The organism is Chitinophaga filiformis (assembly GCF_023100805.1).
In the GTDB taxonomy this organism is placed as follows: Bacteria; Bacteroidota; Bacteroidia; order Chitinophagales; family Chitinophagaceae; genus Chitinophaga; species Chitinophaga filiformis_B.
Map to the genome: position 1 here is coordinate 3,544,749 of NZ_CP095855.1, position 22,380 is coordinate 3,567,128.

The window sequence follows — 22,380 nt, forward strand, 5'->3', positions numbered from 1 at the left end:
TCAACATAGCAATCACTATGTTGAATGGCTTTTCTTATAGTTAAGCAATCAGTCCTGTCAGGTAGCCTATGCAGCGGCGAGTTCCTTGGATTTCCTGGATCTCATGTAAACTACCAGCCCTGTAAATGCGACGATCAGTATAATTGGCAGCACTAAAGTAACCCGTAATACTTCAGGACCTGCAAGGTTCTTTGCCTGGTTCAGTGCGGCAGCTTCAGGCGTTCCTTCTGCCGCAGCTACATAAGTACCGAGACTTGCGCCTGCAGGGAGGTACTTAACGATCAGACCATCATAAAACCCTCCCATAAACATAGTGTATATAGATACGGCGAACATCCCTGCGCCCCCCATCAGGTTAAGGCCCAACGCTCCGGATTGCGGGATATTCTCGGCAACAAAACCGATCATGGTTGGCCAGAAGTAACATACGCCGATACCGAATATCAGGGCAGCGAAGAATACAGAACTTCCTGTAAAGGTGCTAAGCATATAAAGCCCTATAGCGGCGAAAATGGCCGAAAACAGGAGAACACCCTGCGGTGCCAGCTTTTTGACGATCGGCTTGGCGAAGGCACGGCCAACAACCATGATACCAGTTGTCAGTGTCAGTAGCAGCAACGCATTGTCGGTTACATTTTTCAGCAGTAGGCCTATCCATTGACCGGTGAAAAGTTCAGTAATGGCCGTCATAAACATACAAATGAGCATGAAGATGAACAGTGGCGTGAGTACCGCCATGTACATGTCACTGCTGGAATAACCGGATGCAACCCTTTCAGTAGGCGGAAAATGAAGCCGTGAAAACAGGAAACCATAGATCAGGGTAGGAACCAGCATAGTAGCCACCTGCAGTTGCCAGCCCAGGTTTAGCTTGACAAACAAGGTCACCACCAGGGTGCCGATCACGATACCTCCGGGAAACCAAAGGTGAAAATAGTTTAGCCTCGTTGTCTTTTCCTTGGGATAAAGCGCGGCTACCAACGGATTACAGGCCGCCTCCACGGTACCATTGGCAATACCGATCAGCAGGGTAGAGAAAAACAGCGTCCAGTAACCCTGTGCAAAAATGGTAAGGGCAATGCCGGCCAGGTGGAAAAGAAAAGCAATGACAAGCAGGCGTTTCATACCGATAATGTCAACTATAAAACCACCAATGACCATGGCCAGTGGAAAACCCCAGAAGGCGGTAGCGGTAATGCTGGCCAGCTGGGTTGCGTTCAGCTGGAAGTCTACCCCTAACTGGTTCATAATCCCTGCGCGGATACCAAAGGAAAGAGATGTTACTAACAATGCCAGGCAGCTTGCCCAGAATAACTTATTCGTTTGAATGTTTTGCATATACGTGGTTTTGGAGGATAATAAAAAAATTATGGTTTGGCGCCTTGTTCTTTCAATGTCCGTGGTGCCGTCTTTACGTTAGTCTCTGGTATCATATGTTCTTCATATTCCATGGAATGATCAAAAATGGATGTTTCCAGCTGTTCGCTGGTATCCGTAGGGATATTTCTTACGGGGCATTAACCCCGTCGTAGTCCGCCGGATTAAATTACAAAAAGAAGCGAGACTTTTCTCATAATTAAATGAGAAATGCCCCGAAATATTATAGTTTGTATAAATTTAATATGAATTTTAGATGCAGCGCAGATATTTTTAGCCCGGATCTATAGATCTCCGGTTACAGGAGCTTGCTATTCACTGCATATGACAGGGCTTCGACTATGTTATTTACCTCAAGGCGCTCGAATATTCTCCTCCGGTAATATTTAACGGTGTCAGGGGCCACAAAGATCTTTTCTGCGATCTGATTAATGGAGAGTCCCTGGGCGTGTAGTCGTAAAACTTCTGTTTCCCGCTCGCTTAGCGTAGGTTTTTCTGATTTACGCCATATCTTCTTTCCTGCCACCAGTTCCCACATCTCGGCAGACCCTTGTTTATAGATACGAACATTTCCCGGCGATTGATGATGGGAGAGCGACACAATACACATAGACTTCCACAACCTTCCATCCTGGGTGAGGAAAAGCGGGGTCAGTTTATGATTGATCAGGATGTGCTTGCCGTCTTTATGGATCAGGTGGAAATCATAAGTAATGCTGTAAAGTTTTCGCTCATCCACAGGGACCCCGGCATAAAAATCGAATCCTGCCTCATTGATGAGGTTCAGTAATTCCAGGTCTTTTTCCGGAACATGGCGGAAATAAAACTCATAGCCCAGTTGGAGTACCTCTTCCGCCGTATAGCCGCAAAGGAACAGGGGGTTGTCCGATACGTATTCAAATGAGAGGTTAGTATAATCGATCAGATACACACTTTCGTAGGTCAGACGTGCAAATGCTTTGACCACCTCCAGGTAATGCTGTTCTCCTCTGTCCGGGGGCTGAATTTCTCCTAATTTATTTTTGGTTAATAGACCAGACCTGGGTTCCTCTTTCATGCACGGGTATTAAACGGGCATAAAATTACACTCAAGTGTAGGGTTTCGCAAATTTTTTTATTTCACTTTTGACAGAAAGACGGGATGGTATGGACTTTTCGGAGACTAATACTGCGAAATTGTTCAGCTATTCTGCTGACCCTTAATTGCCCTTTTCAATGAACTGTAGAAATTGTAACCAAAGTATATCAGCCAATTATTGCGGCCATTGTGGTACGCCTGTCATTTTGAAAAGAGTGGACGCTCATTATATTGTCCACGAAATACAACATGTCCTGCATTTTGAGAAGGGTATACTGTATACTATCCAATCAATGTTGCTCCGGCCGGGGAAGAATATAAGGACTTTTATAATCGATGACAGGAGCAGACTGATTAAACCGGTGATCTATATCATCATCACGTCTCTGATCTATTCGGTCATCAGTCATTTTTTTCACCTTTACAGGTATCAGGAGGGCGTCCATAGCCAGCCCCATTCAGCTACCAGCAACATCATGTCATGGATTGAGAACCATTATGGTTATGCAAACATTATCATGGGGGGCTTCATCGGGTTATGGCTGAAACTGATATATAGGAAAAGCAGTTACAATTTCTTCGAAATACTGATCATGCTATGTTTCGTGATGGGGACAGGCATGTTGTTGTTAGGCATATTTGCGCTGGTTGAAGGAACTACAGGCCTGCACCTTGCAAATATCGCAGGAGCGGTAACGCTTATTTATTGCTCATGGGCTATCGGTCAGTTTTTTAGCAGCGGGAAGATTGCCAGCTACCTGTTTGCCGCCATTGCTTATTTGCTAGGAATGATATCATTTTTCATGACTGCTTTCCTGCTGGGCTTTTTAATAGATTCATTGACAAAGCTTAAATAGATCATCTGATATTACCTTTGCTATTCTCCTGCAACAACCTGCGGCGCTGAACGAAAGTTTAAGGCGTATACTGCCACCTGATCTCAACATGCTGATCACCTGCAATTGCGTATTCAAAATGCCCGCCGGTAAGCGGGGTTCCTTCCAGTGCAATTTCCTCCCCTTGTAATTCGAACGTGAAATGAGGCAGGTCCGCGTCTCCTGCTTTTACTATGACGAGGCGACAGTTGATCTGCCTGCTTCCCTGTACATCAAATGATACGCACTGCTCTTCAGATGTTTTGAAGTGCAATACGGGGTAATCTACAAAAATACAAAAGTCAGCGCCCGGTATCCGGAAGTAATGCCTTGGCACAATACCAAATGCATTACCAGCGCCATACACTTCCTGGCCTACAGATCCGGACTGTTCCCAACCATCGTGTATATCTTCCAGTACTATCCACAGGTTCCTGTCAAGCTCTCCGGTTTTGATATCTTTTGATAACATTTCGTCCGGTAACATAGGCGGATAGTAGTAGCATGCCCGGTCTATCAGATAGCGGATATACTCACCGATTAAGAGGCGGACTGATGCTGGCACAGGAGCGCCGTCCGCCAGGTTGATATACTCATTAAGAGTGCAAAAAACCTCAGACTCCTCGTACGCTGCTGTGTAAGGCGCATCGTTCAAAGGAAACAAAGCAAAGAAAGTCCGGTGATGTTTCCCGTAACCATAATTACAATCCCATAACTGTACATTACGGAAGATGTTGGCAAGGCAGGTAAAACTTAGATCAAGGTATTGCTGATTGCCGGTTATTTTCCACAGTTTGAGCAGCGCCTTGGCACTGAATGCTGTATTGTTAGCCTGATAGAACAGGTCGAAACCAAGTCCTGCAAGCGATTTTGCGGCATTTTCCGCTTCCTCCAGGTATTCCTTTTTACCGGTTAGTTCATATGCCTGTAACATAATATGCGCATACAAACCGGCAACATCTTTCTCTCCGCCTTTGCCTGGTTGTGTCTCCGCCTTTAGTACTTCAAGTGTATCCATCTTATAGAACACAGGCCAATGATAGTTAAAATGCTTCGCTACACGTATTGCGAAACCAAGAGAGTTCAAAAAGAGCTTTTCAGCCTCTTTATCACCCCGGGCAGCCAGCCTGGAGAGATTCAGCAATGGATGATGCAGATACCATGAATCCATTGTGAGCGGCATCTTTTGTTCCTCTTCTCCCTCAAGGCTGTCTGCAACGGCAGGTAGCCACCTCATCATTGTCTTCAGATCAGGATTATAGAATTGATCCAATGTTTCTGAGATCTCCTGGATAACCGGCAATTGTTTCCCTGTCCATTCTTTATAATCCACCAGGGGTAACATTACTGCCAGTTGCACCATCACTTCCGGTGGAGTTTTGTAGTCGCAGAGATACGCATTGAGGTATCTTTTGCCCCCTATGTATGTCCAGCAACCATGGTTATCCAGATCACGCAGTCCATTCTCAAGAATGTCCGGCCAATGTTTGTAACTGGTGGCAGGCCGGGGCATTGCCAGATACACCGCCGCGAGCATATCCAGGAACTGTTTGATCATGTCTGTATCTGTCCGGGCGATATTGGTATCGAATGTTACATAGGCATCATTTACGACGAATGGTATGTTTGCAGGCAGGGGTTTGTCAGTAGTGGGGGGCAACATCACCCCCATTTCAGGCCATTGCCCGCCTACAAGTTCTCTTGCGGAGGTGCCGGTTACGTCGTTATATGATGCTAATGATGTCAGATTTTGCAGGTATAATACTGCGCCAAATGCCGGCTCTCTTTCTGTAAAATACACCAGGCCTGAGCGGGTGCCGGCCTGTTTAACGTGCAGATCGCCTTCTGTATATTCAGGCTTATTGTCTATCGAGGATACAATGATATCGCGGGGCCAGAAAGGAATGAACAACGAAACAGCAGGGGTGAACGTTGTCTGATAATGTAATACTGTTTGAGCGCCTTTGTTGATGGTAATATGTGTCGTTTGCTTTCCTGAGGGGGTAGTTGTTACAACGTCAACACCATTAGCTGTTTCGCTGCAGGATTGCACCATTAAATGTCCGCCGTGGCTGAAAGCTGCCCTGAACATCACCTGTGCTCCTGTTTCCTGGCTTACTGCTATCCATATGGAATCAGGGGCCGCATAGACCTGAAACGAAAAAGCGCCTGTTTCTGCTTTATAGAGCTCCAGCTTTTCATCACTGGCAAAATAATGTGAGGCGGCTACTGCCCATGTGGATAATACTTTACTCATAGTGAATTACTTTTACTTCATTTAAAATTCCGCTGCTATATATCCATACTGTTATCACGCACTGGCGCTATCGCTAAGTGCATGTAAAGTATGTATCTGTTCGATCACTGGTTTACTTATGCAGTGTGGTTATTTATGCGCATAATGTACCTCAGCCGGCTTAATGATGAATGGTTTATATGAACAGGCCAGTACCATATTTATTGGCCGGCTTCATCATTTGATATCTGCAAGTGCAGGCATTATGCGCCCGCCAACATTGTAGTTCGCGAAGCCACTGACAGTCTGGACAGCTCAGGGGGCTATAAATACCAATTGTTCCCGAACAGCTTTTTTTACGTAATGATATCACCTAAAAGTATACCAATAGCATATAGCAAGGTATTGCTGAATGCAGGTAACGGCATCCGCTATAGCTTGGGACTAGCGGAATAGTCAGTAACAGTTTACCGTTTGGAACCAGTTTCGGGAATGGAGCAATATATAGTTTACACTGGTTGAAAATGAGGGCTTGCAACAGCGGCATATGCGCCCAACTGTCGATCTGGCTATGTCATCCATGTCCTGATTTATGAAAAGACTGCTTCAGGTAGCCTTTTCGTTTACTTTGATACTCTTTTCAGGAAATCGCGCATCAAGGTTACAATAACCGGTTTTGCTTCATCTAAGGCAAAGTGCCCTCCCTCGACTATATGCACTTCTGCTTCCGGTACATCGTCTTTGTATTTCCATGCGCCCGCCACTGTAAAAGAAGGGTCGTATTTCCCCCATATCACCTGCATTTTGGGCTGATGCTCTCTCATCCATTTTTGCCATTTAGGATATGACCTGACGTTGTTCTGATAATCATAAAATAAGTTTAGCTGGATGTCAGCCATGCCCGGCTTGTTCAGGAAAAGGAATTCATCTGTATAGGTATCGGGATCGATCTTTTCGGGGGTAGGCGTACTGCCGATGTGCCTTTGCTTTGTAGCTTCAAAGCTGATGAAGTTCTTCTTTACAATAGCGTAATTTTGTTCTTTGTTGGCCCAGAATGCCTTCCTGGCATCCCATAAGGGAGAAAGCCCTTCCATATGACTGACCGCATTCTGGATGATGATGGCCTGTATCTTCCCTGGGTTTTTCTCCGCTACGCGCATGCCAATGGGGCCACCATAATCCTGTTGTACCAATATGAACTTTTCCAGCGACAGTTTTTCAATGAACTGATCGATATAGGCCGCCAGATTGTCAAAGGTATAATTAAAGCTATCAGCCGCAGGCTGACTACTATGTCCAAATCCAATATAGTCAGGTGCAATCACATGATAATCGTTTGACAGATCTTCCAGGAGTGGTTGCCACATGCGCGAAGAGGAGGGAAAGCCATGTAGAAAGAGAATTGTTGTTTTGTTCTTAGCCCCGCCTTCCCTGTAAAAAATATTATAGTTACCAATGACAAGTGTCTTGTAGGCAATTGCATTGACAGTTTCCGGGGAAGCGCTGATTGCTTTGTGTTGTTCCATTTTTTTTACCTGGGCAGGAAGTATATTGTTGCCGGTCAACAAAAATACCAAAACAATGACTGATTTTTTAACAAATGAATCCATACGGCTTGTTTGAATGGATCGAAGTTAAAGAAAAATGGAAAGTTTAACCTGCTCTGTAAACGATCTTAATGCTGACCTTTTACCACATAATGCAATTGAACGGTGTTGTCATTTAGTCTTTTCACATCAAGCAATGCCAGCTGATATTCAGCCTCTACATCGTTCACCAGCGGTAATCCTTTGCCGAACAGCACTGGTTCTACTACGAGGATGATTTCATTTACCAATCCCTTTCTGATAAATGCACTTACGGTTTGCGTACCGCCAATGATCACCGCTTTGGTGTGTCCTTTGGCAACGAGATCTGCGATGATCTTTTCCGGGCTATCGCTGGTGAACAATACATTGGATTGGGAAGGTGTGGCCTTTGTGTCATGTGTCAGTACCACGAGGGAACCAGTATCTTTTAGCGGCAGGTAGTTGGGCGACAGGATATTGTATGTTGTTTTCCCCATGATCACGGCTTGTGTTTGCTGCGCGATTGCCATAAATCCTTGTCCGTATTCCGGCGACAACCAATCAGGTACGTTCCTGTCGTTACTGATCAATCCATTGGCAGAAGCGGCGAGATAAATAATGATTTCCATTTTGTAAGCTTTTATTATTATGAATCTTATTGTAATAGCAAAAGTATTGGTCTGAAAACGAAATCATCCGCCGTATAAAAGACATATAAGGGGCAATTTGAGACATCTGCCCGGGAATACTGAGGAGGAATACGATGGTTCGCTGTAAAACAATTTTCAAGATAAAGTGTTTGGTAAAATTACGACAGGGAAATTGCGTCACCTGGGGTGAGATTTAAATAGCTTTCACAGGCATTTTTTAAGCAGGGTGGAAGTCACCAGTGGACAATCCTGCCGGCAGGAGTAAAGGCCCGTAACCAGGCCCCGACTTTAGTAAAATAATATAATGACCTAAAATCAGCAATTATGAAAATCGGCAAAATTCTGTTCGTTGTTACGTCTCATGATGAATTAGGCGATACCGGTAAAAAGACAGGTCTGTGGATTGAGGAGTTTGCTGCTCCCTATTACACATTTCATGATCTGGGAAAAGAAATTGTTATTGCGTCACCCAAAGGGGGGCAGGCCCCGATTGACCCCAAAAGCGATCTGCCGGAAAACCGGACAGAGGCTACGATACGGTATTATAGTGATAAAGAGACACAGAACAAGCTTAGCAATACGGTGACGCTAAGCTCCGTTTCGGAAAGCGACTTCGATACGATTTTCTACCCGGGCGGACATGGGCCAATGTGGGACCTTCCCGATAATAAAGACTCCATCCGGCTGATCGAATCATTTTATAATAATGGAAAGCTCGTAACGCTGGTGTGTCATGCTCCGGTGGCCTTGAAGAATGTAAAATCTCCCAATGGTGAATGGCTCATTAAAGGTAAAAGAGTAGCAGCATTTACCAACTCCGAAGAAGAGGCGGTGCAATTGACAAAAGTGGTGCCTTTTCTCCTGGAAGATATGTTGAAAGAAAGGGGAGCGAATTTTCAAAAAGGAGAGGACTGGCTGCCTTTTGTGACCCGCGACGGGTTGTTGATAACGGGGCAAAACCCGGCCTCATCTGTCCTGGCTGCACATACTGTACTTGAGTATGCAGCAAGGTCATGAATTTTTTTATTCCTGTTTATTCTTGATGCAGGAAACGCGTCATAGTGATTCCGAAACGTAAACATGACAGGAGTAAGAATTCATATACAACTGCATCTGAGATACCGGTAAGGTTGAATCACCAGCTGTTAAAAATGCAAGGTTTAACGTCCTTTAAACCAGTCAATACCGTCTATCTTGTTGTATTCGGCGGGAATGGCACTTAGTCGTCGTAAGACCTTGTAATTGTCGCTGTCCGGTAGTTTATTGGATACAATCAGTTTTCCTGTCTTTTGGTCTTTTTCATTTTTCTCATAGTAAATATATTCTAAGGTGTCAACCGCTTCTCCATTCCATTTGTATTTATACATTTCCGTCTGGCCGGGATGTCCATAACAAACTCCCCGGATGATTTGCTCTTTGGGTGAAAATGTTGGATTTATAAATTCAAAGCCTTGTGAAAAGGACTGCTCATCTGGTCTTAGCAGATAAACATCACTAAACGCCTTTAAACAGCAACCGTTGGAGCCGTACCAGTTTACGACAAAATCCTTCAGATGGTCGCCATTGATGTCAAGAATAGTATCTCCGGTGTATTCCGCTTGCATGTAGGGTATCTCATTTGATGCCACCTGTTGGAGACCTTTATCTGTTTTGACAAAGATGTTGATGTATGTATAATAAGGCGCATACCTTTTTATAATGAGGTGCGGATGTGCTTTGGTAAAATAATAGTCGCTGCTTAAGTGAACTTCAACCTGGGAGGAGCTGTCTGGCAGTGTTACCACATATTTTTCCTGAAAGCGGCTATCCTGCTTAGCGGCTGCAATGCCAGTCGCCTCATGCAGAATACTGTCAATTCTTATGCTGTCAATCTTTTCAGCGTCAGGTGCCGTGTTTTTTGTACTATCAGTCACCTTGGAAATGATAGTCTTCCTTTCTTTGGGGTGGCACGAGAATAGTAATGAAACAATCCCGATTGAAAAGGCAATGATGATATACTTCATAGGTCAGGAGTGTGATTTAAAATATGATCCGGAGCTAACATTTTCAAAAATAATGTTTTTTAACAAGATCATGAACGCCTTTCCATTTTCTATCCCGTGACCTGTTACCCCGGTCGGTATTTGATAAGTTGAATATCTTTGCTCCGTCAATAATGATGGTTAGTCATCAGTGTATGAAACGCCGTCTCTGAGGTAAACTACCGGAGGGGACGTATAATCTTAAGTCGATCAGCATCATGGAAAAGAAACGTGTCGTATTTTTTCTGTTTGACCACGTACACCTGCTGGACCTGGCAGGAGCAGTCACAGTCTTTTATGAAGCAGGATGTTGTGGCCACCCATATGAATTGCGATATGTATCGCCCTATACTGCACCCGGTACTTCTTCGGGATTGGGCTTTACCCGCGTGGAGCCGCTGGACGCTGTCGACATTCAATCTGCCGATATAGTGATCGTAGCAGGAATGGATCTTTCAAAATGGGGTCATACAGATGGCAGCGCATGGATCCCCTGGCTACAAAACGCTGCTGCTGTAGGCGCTACCGTATGTTCTGTCTGTACGGCTGCATTTGCCCTGGCTATGGCCGGGCTCCTGGATGGACGCAGCTGCACAACGCACTGGGGGTATACCGCAGCCTTACAGCAACACTTTCCTAAGTTGCAGGTGATAGAGAACAGGTTGTTCGTCAAAAGCGATAATATCTACACCAGCGCCGGTATTTCGACAGGCATTGACCTGGCGCTGTTCCTGGTGGAAGAACATTATGGCCCTACATTCGCCTATACGGTGGCCAAAGACATGGTCGTTTACATCCGTCGCGACGGACAGGCTTCCCAGCATAGCATCCATCTGCAGCACCGGCAGCATATCAATCATCAGATACACGAAGTGCAGGACTATATCACCCATCATCTGCATACAAAGCTGACAATCAATGAACTGGCGGCAATGGTGTATATGTCGTCGCGGAACCTCACCCGTCTGTTCAAATCTACCACAGGTATCACCATTGGGGATTACATCCGTAACCTGCGGGAAGAGAAGGCCTCCCAATTGCTGAAGGAAGGCCAGAAGCTGGCATGGGTAGCTAAGACCTGTGGCATCGGCAGTACCCGTCAACTGAGCCAGCTTGCAAAGAAAGCCGGCATAACGGCTAAATTGGCCTGATTAGCAGGCTGCTTGTCCTTCTTTGTACCTTACCCCTGCAGTAATTTGCATGTATAATAATTGTATATGAGATATCTGTTAATCTTATTGTTATGCATGCCTTTATTGGGAATGGCACAGCAAAAAGGGCCCGGCTATGTTTGTCCTCCCTGCGGTCAATGTGACACTATTGTATATCATCAGCCGGGCATATGCCCTCATTGTGGCATGACGCTGGTGCTCCGTGACACTGCCAGTGTACCACAACAGCAGCCATACAGTATTTGCTTCTACCTGTATAATGGTACGGAAGTGCTCGATTTCGCAGGCCCCCTGGAAGTATTCTCCTATGCAGGGTTTAAAATATTTACGGTAGGTAAAACAAAGACACCGGTAACCGTGCAGGGCATATTAAAAGTGAATCCCGACTACAGTATACAGGATGCGCCGGCGGCCGATATCTTCGCCATATTCGGTGGAGATGATGATGTTGCCGCAGGTGATCCGGAAGTGATCAGTTGGATCAAAAGCCGGGATGCCACTACGAAAGGCTATTTCTCCGTATGTACCGGTGCGTTTGTGCTGGGACGCGCCGGTTTACTGGATAGTCTTACGGTGACAACCTTTCACAACAGTATTAAATCATTACAGAAAGCGGTGCCTTCAGCAAAGGTACTGTCCAATGTACGTTATGTAGATAATGGACGTATCATCACCACCGCTGGTATCTCTGCGGGTATAGACGGCGCCTTGCACCTGGTGGCGAAACTGAGGGGAGAGGCTGAAGCAATGCGTATTGCCAGGCACATGGAGTATGACAAGTATGTACCCGGGCAGGGGTTGGTTGTGAAGCAGTAAAAGACGGTCTGCCTTCAGAAGATAAATAATAAAGCCTGCTGCATTGCTTTGCGGCAGGCTTTATTATTAATAGCTTATTCTTTGCTGGCGGGAACCTGGTTGTCCACCACTTTCAATGATAATCGGCTGATTGAATCGTTAAGCGTTACATACTTCTCTTTCAGGAATTCCCTTCTTTTGTGGTCGACGTTTGACATTGTCAATGAGTCGGCGATCGTGGAAATAGAAGTCTTATAACGGTAAAATCTTTCGCGCTGGTTCGGATTCGGCTGGCTCTCAATGTACTTCTGCAGCGTGTCGAGATAACTGTTTTGCCTTGATTGTACCTGGGCAATCGTCTGACTGTCTGTAGCTTTTGAAACACTGTCAGCAAGCAGTTTGCTTTTCTGAGAGGTGGTCAGGATGTTCAATGCAGTATCCTTGCTTTTGATCACGGCTTCCTGGCTGGAGATCAGGTCATTTTTGTAGGAAGTAGACATAAATGTAAATACGCCCACTGTTACGGTCATAATGAAGCAAACCAGCATGTAGCGGTTGATCATCTTAAGAATGGCGGCGTTAACTTTTGGCAGCGTAACCAGGCTGGCAATCAGTTTATACGCAAGGTACATCAGCAGAAAGCCAAATCCGGCAATGCCTGTGCCTAAAATCTTCACGATGTCTAAAGTGTCCATAGGAGAGTTTAATATAAGGGTCAAATATATATTATTTTTAATGCATTCTTTGTTTATCAGTTGTTACCACGGAGTGACAGTTAAGTATTTATATGTCCGAAAGCTTAGTCCCGGATAAAAGGTCTGTCTGATATATTGATATTTCGATCATGCGATATGGGTATATAAAATTCAAATGTCATGTAAATGTAATTTCAGATCCTTGTTGTTACCTTTCAAGCAGGCTTCCCGTTCTACTGACACAATAACCCAAAGCATAGCTGAGCGCGGGCAGGATATTGTTTAGCATCGTATTTCTTTCCCCCATGTTAAATCAACAAGACCTTATGAAAAATGCATCCTGGATAGCGATCATCTGTATCCTGACATTAAATGCCTGTTCCAAAAGAAAGAGTGATAACATGCTACCGGAAGACTATGGCTGTATAAAAAGATGCTACCTGCCTGTTACTGCCCATGCTGTTAGTAGCTCCGATGTGAATACAATAAATGAGCTTTTTAGTGCCAATCAAATTGCGAATGGCAACTTACGGTACTATGGATATATACTGGACTCGCTGCAAACCCGGTATCCACCATATAAGAAGTATGAGATGCAAGTGGCAACGGTGGATCAGTATGCCAATGGGGTGAGAATATTTCTACGCAGCATGTCATACATTTTTCTGGACCATAAGTTTAGCTCGGAGAGCGGCGAAATTACAAAAGGTACAACGCTGGATACAGCGCATCAGCTGACTTTACCTCAGCTCAGGGGTTTATTTCTCGCCAGCCTTCAGCACGACCCCATTGCAGCTAAATATAAAGACAGTTGTTTGAAAGCCGAATTTGGCTATTATAATCTCAATACAGGAATAAGTTTTACTCCGGAGATATTGGTTAAAGCCTGGCGCGTTACTCCGCTCAACAGCGTATATCCGTCTGAATACCCTGAAGCTTATTACGAAGATAATGGGAAATTGATCTTTTATACCAATGGGATACAAACATACAAATAGTTAATTTCGCATTAAGACGGTCGGATCATGCGTAAACTAAGGTACGAATGCCGCTAACATACTTAATTTTAATACAATAGATAACAAGGATGACCTGGAACGAATTAAAGCGTAAGGTTTATTATCAGGATGGCTCTTTGCGCGACATTTTTGTTTTGCATGCTGACCGGCAAGACTGGAAAAAATGGATAGACTATGTGAATGAGAATTATCGCATTGAATGGTATAATGGAAATACAGATAAATATGAAGACAAAATTAATGTTTGCGTTATCGAAGGACATTGGAACCGTGAACATGATCTTAGTTCAATTGCAAGCGTTTTCGTCGACGCAATTATGATAAATGCTTATTTCGCTGACGACTCAGAAATAGAAAACGACATTAATCCAAAGGAATTTAATTCACCTGAGGGCCATGAGAAGTTGATGAGATTTATGAGCGATATCGCCCGTATACTTGATAAAGATGTAATCCTGACGCCTGAAAATGAAAAGGAAACAATACTTATTAAAATTGATAAAGGAGGTAACAGGCACTACTACTGTTAGTGAGAGTGTTAAGATAACTGTGTAAACTGTATATCCTGATCATAGCTGTAAGTTGCATCGCTCCTGACCAAAAAGATTAATAAATTGTGTTAACATAATGGGCCAGTCTCTTTGAGGCATGGTCCATTTTTTTTGAGCCTGCATTAGGCTGAGATAGACCACTTTTTCAACTGCCTGATCGCTTGGCAATATGCTTCTGGCCTTGGTATACTTGCGTATTCCCCGATTCACATTTTCAATCAGGTTGGTCGTGTAAATGATTTTGCGGATCTGCAGCGGGAACTCAAAAAAGGTCGATAGATAGTCCCAGTTACTACGCCAGGATTTGACGATATAGGGATATTTACCTCCCCACTGATCGTCAAAGTGCTGTAATGCAGCCAGGGCTATATCAGCGTCTGGAGCGCCGTAAATCTCCCGTAAGGCAATAGCAGCCTGCTTCTTGTCTTTCCAGACAACAAATTTTAGTGAGTTTCTTAGCTGATGAACTATACAAACTTGAGTTTTTGTCTGAGGATATACAGACTTGATCGCTTCCACAAAGCCTTTCAGGTTATCAGTACTTGTAATCAAGATATCTTCAACTCCACGAGCTTTTAGATTAGTCAACACACTCATCCAGAACGCAGCACTTTCATTTTGGCAGATCCACATCCCTAATACCTCCTTGTAACCATTGTTATTAAGGCCTACAGCTATCTGTACAGCCTTATCTATGACTTTGCCATCCTGGCGTACTTTAAAGATGATAGCATCCATCCACACAACCATATATACCCTTTCCAACCTTCTGTTTTTCCATTGCTCAATATGATCAATTACACGATCGGTAATGTGAGAGATCGTTGCCTCACTCATTTCTACTCCATACAGTTCCCGCACATGACTTTCGATATCACGCACAGTCATACCATGAGTATATAAAGACAATATATTGTCCTCTATTTCAGCCATTACGCGGCTTCGCTTAGGAACTAACTGAGGTTCAAAACTGGCATCTCTATCCCTTGGAACTTCTAATGGGACTTCCCCAAGATTGGATTTTACTTTTTTCTTGCTGTACCCATTACGGCTGTTGGGGTGCTCTACACCTTCTGGTGCATGCTTTTCATACCCTAAATGCTCATCCATTTCAGCTTTGAGCATCTCCTGGATGCCCAGACGGTACATTTCATGGAAAAGATCGGAAAGATCTTTACTGGATTTGATTTTACCGCTTTTTAAACGGTTGGCCAGTTCTTCTTGAATGGCCTGCTGTAGCTTGTCCATAAGATAACTGATTAATTTAAAGGTAAGATTTTAATCAGAGACTGCTGGTTAATTGCCCCAGCAGCCTCTGCATAGTATCTTTGACCTTTACACAGTTATCTTAACACTCCCGAAAGCTATTATCTACTTCCTATCTGAGTTCATCAATCAATAGAAGATTACCTAAGTTGTCTCGTGCTGTTGAATCGCGATCTGTCCTTAAATAATCGACTCCTGCTACACGAACTTTTCCTACATCAGCTCCGATTCTCCAAGAGCCGTCACTATAGTTATATGTTACGGTTTGGAAAGTATGACCGACCATGAAACTTATGATTTGCGCTTTACTATATACTGTGCCTTTACCTAATCTACCTTCTCCTGTTGTTGAGTGAACCAGCACATGGGAAATATGGGAACCATTATTACTTTTTCTAATTGCTGTAATATAATAGCGTGCCATGATTTTTATTTTGGTCCGAAGTTACGTTATATAGCTGCCATTCCATTCAGATTATAATAAAAGGGGAATTTTCCGGTACTCATTTTTTTGAGTAAGTTCTTCTAATTTGTTTGATATTATATTGTTCATTTTTTAAGATTAACACGGTATTAACTAAATTGATCACTCAAATTTATAACTTAATGAAACACTCATGTCTCTATGTTTACCGTAAATACACAACTAGGCGATAGTATTGCCGGGGTTACTGCGGAACATGCAACTTTTTTGGAGGTAGTATTATTGCCAAGGGTGTAAAAGGGAAGGCAACCTTAAGAAATGGGCTGGTAAAAATTCCTCATTTGCCCGTAAAACATGCTGCTTCATGTGAGTCTGCTGGTGAAAAGACCATCCGCATACTAAGAAGAAGCATCAGATACTTGAACTCTCAATGCTATGATAAAGGATAAGGTGAAGTCCATTGAACTGGAGAAGCCACTGGTATAATTAGACCGGACATATATAGTAGAGTTCAGGGCATCTTCACTCACCTCAGCCAAAACTCTGGAACGAACTAGACGGTATCACGAATTGGGTGTATATGTGTTGTGGATTGTTCCCTTTGAGAAAAGTAGTTTGGTAAAGTTTGATCTTAAAATAGTCGGGGCCTTGCGCAGTTTCTATCAGGTTGAAAGTGTATGAGCGAGCGATATCGTATATGTATTATAGAACGCTCATTTTAGCGAATGTGAACCGCGATTCGGCTCTGGTTTTATGGCTTTAAGGCTAGAAGATAGTTACACCGATGCGCATGAATATTATGATAATGATAGTGAATATAAGTATCATGCGCCCAGGCCCCATAAAAAAGATTATTGGTTAGGGTGATGTGAGGACAGTATTCAGATATCGGAATTTATTCCCACCGTTGCCAGCGAGCTTCCTATGCCGAAGGCCTGTTATACTTTGCCACGGATGTGTATTGCTCCTACTATGCAATAGTAACACCTCTGTCACTTCATGCAATAATATTAGCCATTTGATTTTTATACATTATGTCTGATAAACTTGTGAAGTTTAGACAATAGTCTCATGTCTTGCATAATGTGATAGGTAGTCGGGTTCACATTTTTGAAAAATCTCTTTCCAATCTTACCATTCTTTTTTATCTTATTGCCTGATATTTCCCAGGTAAAAGCGAATTCTCTTTCGTTGATTTTAAAAACTTGAAAATGATGGCTATTGTTAGTTTCGAAAGAGCTTGCATTTAAGATATCTTTATATACAAAAAAATCAACAAATACATCTTGAAAACACAGATGTCTTATTTCGGTAACTCTTCCTTGCCTATTGCCAATATGAACAAGTTGATTGACTTGGAAGGGGCATAAATGCTCTGCCAACTTCTCACCCAATTGATGCAATTTTGATTCTAGCTCTTTACTTTGGCGTTCTATCTCTAGTTTTTGTCTTAGTATCTTTTCGATATCATTTATTATTATATTCATCTCCAGAGGTTAAAAAATAAGTAGTAAGTTGCGTTTCTTTCAGAGAATCTCCTACTAGTGTTATTCGAGTGTTGTGTGCAGTCAGATGTAGATTCTGGCCCATGTTGACCCACCGTTCTGATTTATGTTGGTTCTTCGTCACTTTTGGTGGTTACTACCTTTGCAGCACCAATCGCTTTCGTAACAGATTGAATCCGGCCCGTCCGTACATCTGACGCTTTATTGTCTTCAATTTATTAATTTGGCCTTCAACCTGTCCATTACTCCAGGGAAATGAGACTGCATTTGTTACAGCAGTGATGTCTGATAATAACCCCTTTGCAAAGCTTTTAAGCTCTTTAAGGTTGGTACCAGATACTTCATCAATCCAACCTTGTAATCCTTCTCCTTGTTTATTTTCTAATAGTTTACGAAACCTGCTTACATAAAGTGAAGTTGTTTGAATATCCTTTGACTTTTTCTTTAAATTGGAGATCAATTCCCTCTCTTCCATTGATAGTTGCTTTCTTTTTCGATAAAGTAATAGACTTACTTTCCTTGCGGACCAGTATGGCATTGAAGAGGATGATATTGTTGGATACCGTTTCCCTTTCTGATATCCCTTTAGGTGTTCATAGAATACGCTTTTGCTTCCCTTATATCCTCTTTCTTTAACTTCATTCCATAACTGAATAATTTCCACTTCAGGTTCTTCTCTCAATCTGGACTGGATATAATCTACATATCCAGTTAAGTTACTTCTGGCGGGTATTTTAGGTGGTGGCTCGTTTAGGTGCAAGTATTTTTTTACAGTATTTCTACTTGCTCCTACCAATCTGGCAATAGTTCTTATTGGTACGCCATCCTTATAATATTTCCTTATTTGTTCGAATTGCGAAAAGCGCTTCGGCAATGAGCCATAAGAGGATTCTTTCAAAGCCTGGTTTCCTGGTTCCAGGTATTCCTTTGCTGCTTTCACCTTGTTTACCAATTGAGGTTTCATGCTTTGCCGAACCCGTTCTAATAGTTTAGTCAAAGCATCACCCATATTTTTTATCAGATGCCAACGATCTGCTATTTGTAATGCCTGCGGAGCACCTTTTGAAACTCCTTTGGCATATCTAGCGAACCGATCCCGGGTTACTATTTTTATATCAGGTCTTTGCTTTAACCAATCTTCTACGGTTTTAGCTTCCCTATCGGGTAATAAATCAATGATCTTTCGTGATGTCAGGTCGATAATAGCAGTTCCATAAGTGTGGCCTTTTCTATATGCCCAATCATCTATCCCTATCTCATTTGCCTCAAAGTTTTGAGGAAATTTCTGTTTGTGTATTAATCTGATAAACGTTGAACTACTCGTAGGTATATTTAAGGTTTGAGATAACTTTGATCCCATATTACCACCAACCAACAATGCTATCTTCAAAAGCTTCTTATTCAGCCTATTGGTAGTCCTACTATACTTAGAGAAGGTATCATCAAGAGATTCAACGAAGATCTTTCTGATACATGACTGGTTTTCACAATAAAATTTCCTACATTTTAATTTTATCAATACTTTATTCTCAAACACTGGTAAATCTCTGAAGGATCGATAATAGTAGCTATGAAGTTTGGTCGCAGGAATATTACAAAGAGGGCACAACTGCTCCACTTTCTGGCTTCTCATAAATAGAGTGATATTACCTGCATCTACTTTGCAATCCAATAAATCATAGCAAAACACATCACAATAGAATATTAAATTTTGAGGCCACATGAAATTTATAACTTATGTTACATTGAGTCTCATTATGTAACACTTCCCAACCACCAAAAGTGACGAAGAACCAGATGCTGACCAGCAGAACGGTATCTTGACCACCCGCTTTGACAAAACTTAATTCCTGCCGAAGGCAGGCCTTCCATACTTTTTGTGGAAGATGTATTATTTAAAACAAAAATAGGTAAAATCGGACTAGTTACTTTTCAGTTTCCTCATAGATTCTCCTTGTAATTCTATTCTGTGCGCTTTATGAACCAACCGGTCTAGTATCGCATCTGCAATCGTGCTTTCTCCAATCACATCATACCACATACTGACAGGCAATTGAGAGGCAATTATGGTTGATTTACGCCCATGTCGGTCTTCAATAATTTCCATAAGTGTATTACGGTTGTAATTGTCTAGAGGTTGCAAGGCAAAGTCATCTAATATTAAAAGATCATATTTCTCTATTCGACTAACTTCTTTGTTATATGAACCGTCGCCCTTAGCCGTCTTCAAGCGAGAGAATAGCTTCTGGGTATTAAAATATAAAACACGATAGCCTAACTGGCAGCCTTGATGCCCCAAGGCTGAGGCGACGAAGCTCTTGCCTACACCAGATGCACCGGTTATGAGGAGGTCCTCCTTTTTCTTTATAAAGATACATTCAGCTAATCGCAATAAATGCGTCTTGTCCAGATTTCGACTTTTTGTAAAATCAATTTCTTCAATGGAGGCCTGATAGCGGAACCGCGCATTTTTTAAAGATCGGCCAATCTTTCTGCCTTCTCTGTCTTCCCACTCAGCCTGCACGAGTATGTGTATAAACTCATCGTGAGTGATGGATTCAGAACGAGTATTGGATAAGACTGCTGAATATGCCTGGTTCATGCCATGCAGCTTCATTTGACCTAATTTTTGCTTGATTACTTCTTGCATAGTATGGTGTTTTACAAGGTGATTACTGATAGTGTTCTTTCCCTCTTATGTTAGTATGTTGGGGCAATGAGGCCTCACTTTGATCACTGTCTGGCTCGAATAACATTTCCAACCCTCCATCAAGGATCTTCTTGACAGTTTTATAGTTATATATCTGGTAAAAGGTGGCTCGTTCTATCGCTTTTATCAGACGTTCTTTGCCCGCCTTCTTTGCCAGGGATAATATCCCAACACAGCTGCGATAGGCTTGCTCCGGATATTTCTTTTGCTGCAGGATGGTTTCTATGTAGGTCCTAACTTGTGGGCCGATACTATCAGCCCAGGACAGAAACTTTTCAGGCTTCCAATCAGCGACAAACTGGTGACTCGAGGGAAGATGATTCTGATCTGTTGTATAGCCAAACGGCTTGTATCCCCGAATGTGGAAGGCAATCCTCTCGTTATTGATAAATATATGTACCTGATCACGGGTATAAATGGCCTTGACGTCTTTCCCTATAAAGCGGTATGGCACACTGTAATAATGCTTTTCCAGCTGTATGTGGCTATTCTTCATAACTCTTGCTGTCTTATATTTCCGAAGCTGGTAAGGGGTTGCAGGTAATGGCTGGAGCAGGCCTGCTTCATGCTGTTCGAACTTTTGCCTTCTACTAAATGGTTCCTTATGAAACATCTCGTTATTATGCTTATTTAAGAGCTCTAGTATGGAGCTATTCAGCTCATGCAATTCAAAGAATATCTTATCCCGTAATGGAGCGAATATGCGTTTATAGACGATGTTAACCGCGCTTTCTACCAGCGCTTTATCCTTAGGTTTTCTACTGCGGGCGGGGTAAATAGTTGTCTGATAATGATTGGCAAATTCGAGGAAGCTTTCATTGATTTCCGGTTCATAATTATCCGGTTCAGTCACGGCAGACTTCAGATTATCTGTAACAAGGGCTTTGGGCACACCTCCAAAGTATTTTAATGAGTTGGCTGTTGCTTGCAGAAAGTCCTCCTTGCGCTGGCTATTTAATGCCTCTACGTAGGTTAATTGGCTAAATCCTAATATGCACACATATATCTCCACATCTCGTACTTCTCCTCCGTCTCTATCAACCACCTGCAATCTCTTACCGGTAAAGTCAATATAGGCTTTGTCCGCAGGTGTATGATCAAAATGCATAGTTGCAGAACGATGTTCCAACCAATGCCTGTAATAATCGCAAAACTGTGTGTAAGCGTATCCATCCGGATAGCGGGATTTGTATTCCGCCCACAGCAACCATCGTGTAACGCCAGTTCGCTTCAATTCCTGCTCCATCCAGGCAAACATTCCCTCCAGATCCTGAAAGCGCGATTTCCCAACTGATGTTGGTTCCGCAAATATCTTTTCTAGGTCATGTTCCTCCATCGCTGCCAGCTGTTCCAATTCCAAGCCCTTCTGCTCTGCTAAGCGAATGTACTTTTTGACAGTGTTGCGAGAGACGTTCATTACGCGGGCAATGGCTTCCAGGGCCATGCCATTCCTGCGATGCAAGAAGATCTGTTTTAGTTTAGTCATGCTGATAGTTTCTCCGGCCATCTTCCGTGGGGTTTTGTATCCCAAAGCAAACAATCCTGGAGGAACTAGAGGTGGTCAATATGCCGTTCCGGCATGTTGACCACCTACGTTAATTAAGTTTATGTCGTTCCGGCATATTGACCAGCGGTACTGGCTGATTATCAATTATTAATATGAGTAAAGGCCGGAAAGGTGGTCAAGATGAGCGTTAGGGGTGGTCAACATCAAGCGTAATACACATTTAGTGAAGCGGAAGGCGGCAATCAAGGTATTGGCGTCCTTCTTGCCGACGATGCCAGAGCGAGGCCTTTTAATAACAAACCATGAGAAATCACTAGCTAAGCTCGAAGAAAATGCCCTAATTTGTTCTTCTAAACTTCCATCAGATGGCAGATAAACATAGTAAACAAGTGAGAAGTTATAATATGAGTAAAATAAGAGCAAAAGACACCAAACCTGAAATGACGGTTCGCAAATTCTTGCATTCCAATGGTTTCAGATACAGGCTAAATAGCAAAAAACTTATCGGTAAGCCAGACATAGTATTACCCAAATATAAAACTGTAATATTTATTCATGGATGCTTTTGGCATGGTCACATGAACTGCAAATACTTCACGATTCCCGAAACAAGAACTGAATGGTGGCTAAATAAAATAGATATTAATAAAAAACATGACGCAAAAGTCATCCAATCTTTACTAAGCCAAAATTGGAGGGTGATAATTATCTGGACATGTGAACTTAAGGCAAAAACAAAACAAGCAAAACTAGCTGCTCTCTTGGATGAAATCAGAAAACCATCCACCTCTCCTGAAAAATATTGGGATAATAATACCTTGCTTTAATTTCGATACTTTCTAAGGGGGCAACTGTGTGATATTATTATGTTTAATTGCTACTATTTATCCTTACAGTTTCAAATCATCTAACACTTCCGCCATCGTTAGAC

General features: G+C 42.8%; 20 protein-coding genes. 7 read left to right on the plus strand and 13 right to left on the minus strand.

Going from position 1 to position 22,380, the window contains the following annotated elements; genetic code table 11:
• Positions 1–66: 66 nt before the first annotated feature.
• Together MYF79_RS14200 and MYF79_RS14205 are read right to left on the minus strand one after the other, a co-directional pair.
• A complete protein-coding gene (locus tag MYF79_RS14200; RefSeq protein WP_247814630.1) occupies positions 67–1,338 on the minus strand; it encodes an MFS transporter in 1,272 nt (423 codons plus the stop codon).
• A gap of 337 nt (positions 1,339–1,675) precedes the next feature.
• Complete coding sequence (locus MYF79_RS14205) at positions 1,676–2,434, minus strand: helix-turn-helix domain-containing protein (protein WP_247814631.1); 759 nt, start codon at positions 2,432–2,434, stop codon at positions 1,676–1,678.
• Between the two features lie 158 nt (positions 2,435–2,592).
• Here MYF79_RS14205 and MYF79_RS14210 point away from each other — a divergent pair, with 158 nt between their 5' ends.
• Positions 2,593–3,312 carry a DUF3667 domain-containing protein gene (locus MYF79_RS14210; RefSeq protein WP_247814632.1) on the plus strand — a complete coding sequence of 240 codons (720 nt, stop codon included), beginning with the start codon at positions 2,593–2,595 and terminating at the stop codon, positions 3,310–3,312.
• A 58-nt stretch (positions 3,313–3,370) separates the two neighbouring features.
• On the opposite strand, the gene MYF79_RS14215 is transcribed toward MYF79_RS14210, so the two are convergent.
• The 3 genes from MYF79_RS14215 to MYF79_RS14225 all read right to left on the minus strand — a co-directional run bounded on the left by MYF79_RS14215 (position 3,371) and on the right by MYF79_RS14225 (position 7,763).
• Positions 3,371–5,587, minus strand: coding sequence for a hypothetical protein (locus MYF79_RS14215; protein WP_247814633.1), 2,217 nt, complete (start codon positions 5,585–5,587; stop codon positions 3,371–3,373).
• 602 nt (positions 5,588–6,189) lie between these two features.
• Positions 6,190–7,176: an alpha/beta fold hydrolase gene (locus MYF79_RS14220; protein WP_247814634.1), complete on the minus strand. Its 987-nt coding sequence runs from the start codon at positions 7,174–7,176 to the stop codon at positions 6,190–6,192.
• A 65-nt stretch (positions 7,177–7,241) separates the two neighbouring features.
• Complete coding sequence (locus MYF79_RS14225; RefSeq protein ID WP_247814635.1) at positions 7,242–7,763, minus strand: dihydrofolate reductase family protein; 522 nt, start codon at positions 7,761–7,763, stop codon at positions 7,242–7,244.
• Between the two features lie 345 nt (positions 7,764–8,108).
• Here MYF79_RS14225 and MYF79_RS14230 point away from each other — a divergent pair, with 345 nt between their 5' ends.
• A complete protein-coding gene (locus MYF79_RS14230) occupies positions 8,109–8,801 on the plus strand; it encodes a type 1 glutamine amidotransferase domain-containing protein (protein ID WP_247814636.1) in 693 nt (230 codons plus the stop codon).
• 143 nt (positions 8,802–8,944) lie between these two features.
• Here MYF79_RS14230 and MYF79_RS14235 read toward each other — a convergent pair whose 3' ends face one another.
• Complete coding sequence (locus MYF79_RS14235; protein ID WP_247814637.1) at positions 8,945–9,787, minus strand: hypothetical protein; 843 nt, start codon at positions 9,785–9,787, stop codon at positions 8,945–8,947.
• A 236-nt stretch (positions 9,788–10,023) separates the two neighbouring features.
• Between MYF79_RS14235 and MYF79_RS14240 the strand changes: the two genes are divergently transcribed.
• Together MYF79_RS14240 and MYF79_RS14245 are read left to right on the plus strand one after the other, a co-directional pair.
• Complete coding sequence (locus tag MYF79_RS14240) at positions 10,024–10,956, plus strand: GlxA family transcriptional regulator (protein WP_247814638.1); 933 nt, start codon at positions 10,024–10,026, stop codon at positions 10,954–10,956.
• A 66-nt stretch (positions 10,957–11,022) separates the two neighbouring features.
• Complete coding sequence (locus MYF79_RS14245) at positions 11,023–11,793, plus strand: DJ-1/PfpI family protein (RefSeq protein WP_247814639.1); 771 nt, start codon at positions 11,023–11,025, stop codon at positions 11,791–11,793.
• 74 nt (positions 11,794–11,867) lie between these two features.
• Here the strand turns inward: MYF79_RS14245 and MYF79_RS14250 are convergent, their stop codons facing one another.
• The gene (locus MYF79_RS14250) at positions 11,868–12,467 is read right to left on the minus strand and encodes a hypothetical protein (protein WP_247814640.1); all 600 of its coding nucleotides are present in this window, start codon (positions 12,465–12,467) and stop codon (positions 11,868–11,870) included.
• Between the two features lie 326 nt (positions 12,468–12,793).
• Between MYF79_RS14250 and MYF79_RS14255 the strand changes: the two genes are divergently transcribed.
• A complete protein-coding gene (locus MYF79_RS14255; protein ID WP_247814641.1) occupies positions 12,794–13,465 on the plus strand; it encodes a hypothetical protein in 672 nt (223 codons plus the stop codon).
• An 89-nt stretch (positions 13,466–13,554) separates the two neighbouring features.
• A complete protein-coding gene (locus MYF79_RS14260) occupies positions 13,555–14,016 on the plus strand; it encodes a hypothetical protein (RefSeq protein WP_247814642.1) in 462 nt (153 codons plus the stop codon).
• A 39-nt stretch (positions 14,017–14,055) separates the two neighbouring features.
• Here MYF79_RS14260 and MYF79_RS14265 read toward each other — a convergent pair whose 3' ends face one another.
• The 6 genes from MYF79_RS14265 to istA all read right to left on the minus strand — a co-directional run bounded on the left by MYF79_RS14265 (position 14,056) and on the right by istA (position 21,449).
• Positions 14,056–15,285, minus strand: a complete 1,230-nt coding sequence (locus MYF79_RS14265; protein ID WP_247814643.1) for an IS256 family transposase — start codon at positions 15,283–15,285, stop codon at positions 14,056–14,058.
• 130 nt (positions 15,286–15,415) lie between these two features.
• Entirely contained in the window at positions 15,416–15,727 is a 312-nt protein-coding gene (locus MYF79_RS14270; RefSeq protein WP_247814644.1) for a DUF3892 domain-containing protein, read from the minus strand.
• Positions 15,728–16,752: 1,025 nt separating this feature from the next.
• Positions 16,753–17,214, minus strand: coding sequence for a hypothetical protein (locus MYF79_RS14275; protein ID WP_247814645.1), 462 nt, complete (start codon positions 17,212–17,214; stop codon positions 16,753–16,755).
• A gap of 154 nt (positions 17,215–17,368) precedes the next feature.
• Positions 17,369–18,955 (minus strand): ISL3 family transposase, encoded by a 1,587-nt coding sequence (locus MYF79_RS14280; protein ID WP_317233112.1) that lies wholly within the window; start codon positions 18,953–18,955, stop codon positions 17,369–17,371.
• Positions 18,956–19,153: 198 nt separating this feature from the next.
• A complete protein-coding gene (istB, locus tag MYF79_RS14285; protein ID WP_247811970.1) occupies positions 19,154–19,882 on the minus strand; it encodes an IS21-like element helper ATPase IstB in 729 nt (242 codons plus the stop codon).
• A 22-nt stretch (positions 19,883–19,904) separates the two neighbouring features.
• Complete coding sequence (gene istA, locus MYF79_RS14290; protein WP_247811969.1) at positions 19,905–21,449, minus strand: IS21 family transposase; 1,545 nt, start codon at positions 21,447–21,449, stop codon at positions 19,905–19,907.
• Between the two features lie 365 nt (positions 21,450–21,814).
• Here istA and MYF79_RS14295 point away from each other — a divergent pair, with 365 nt between their 5' ends.
• Positions 21,815–22,276 carry a very short patch repair endonuclease gene (locus tag MYF79_RS14295; protein ID WP_247814647.1) on the plus strand — a complete coding sequence of 154 codons (462 nt, stop codon included), beginning with the start codon at positions 21,815–21,817 and terminating at the stop codon, positions 22,274–22,276.
• Positions 22,277–22,380: the final 104 nt, after the last annotated feature.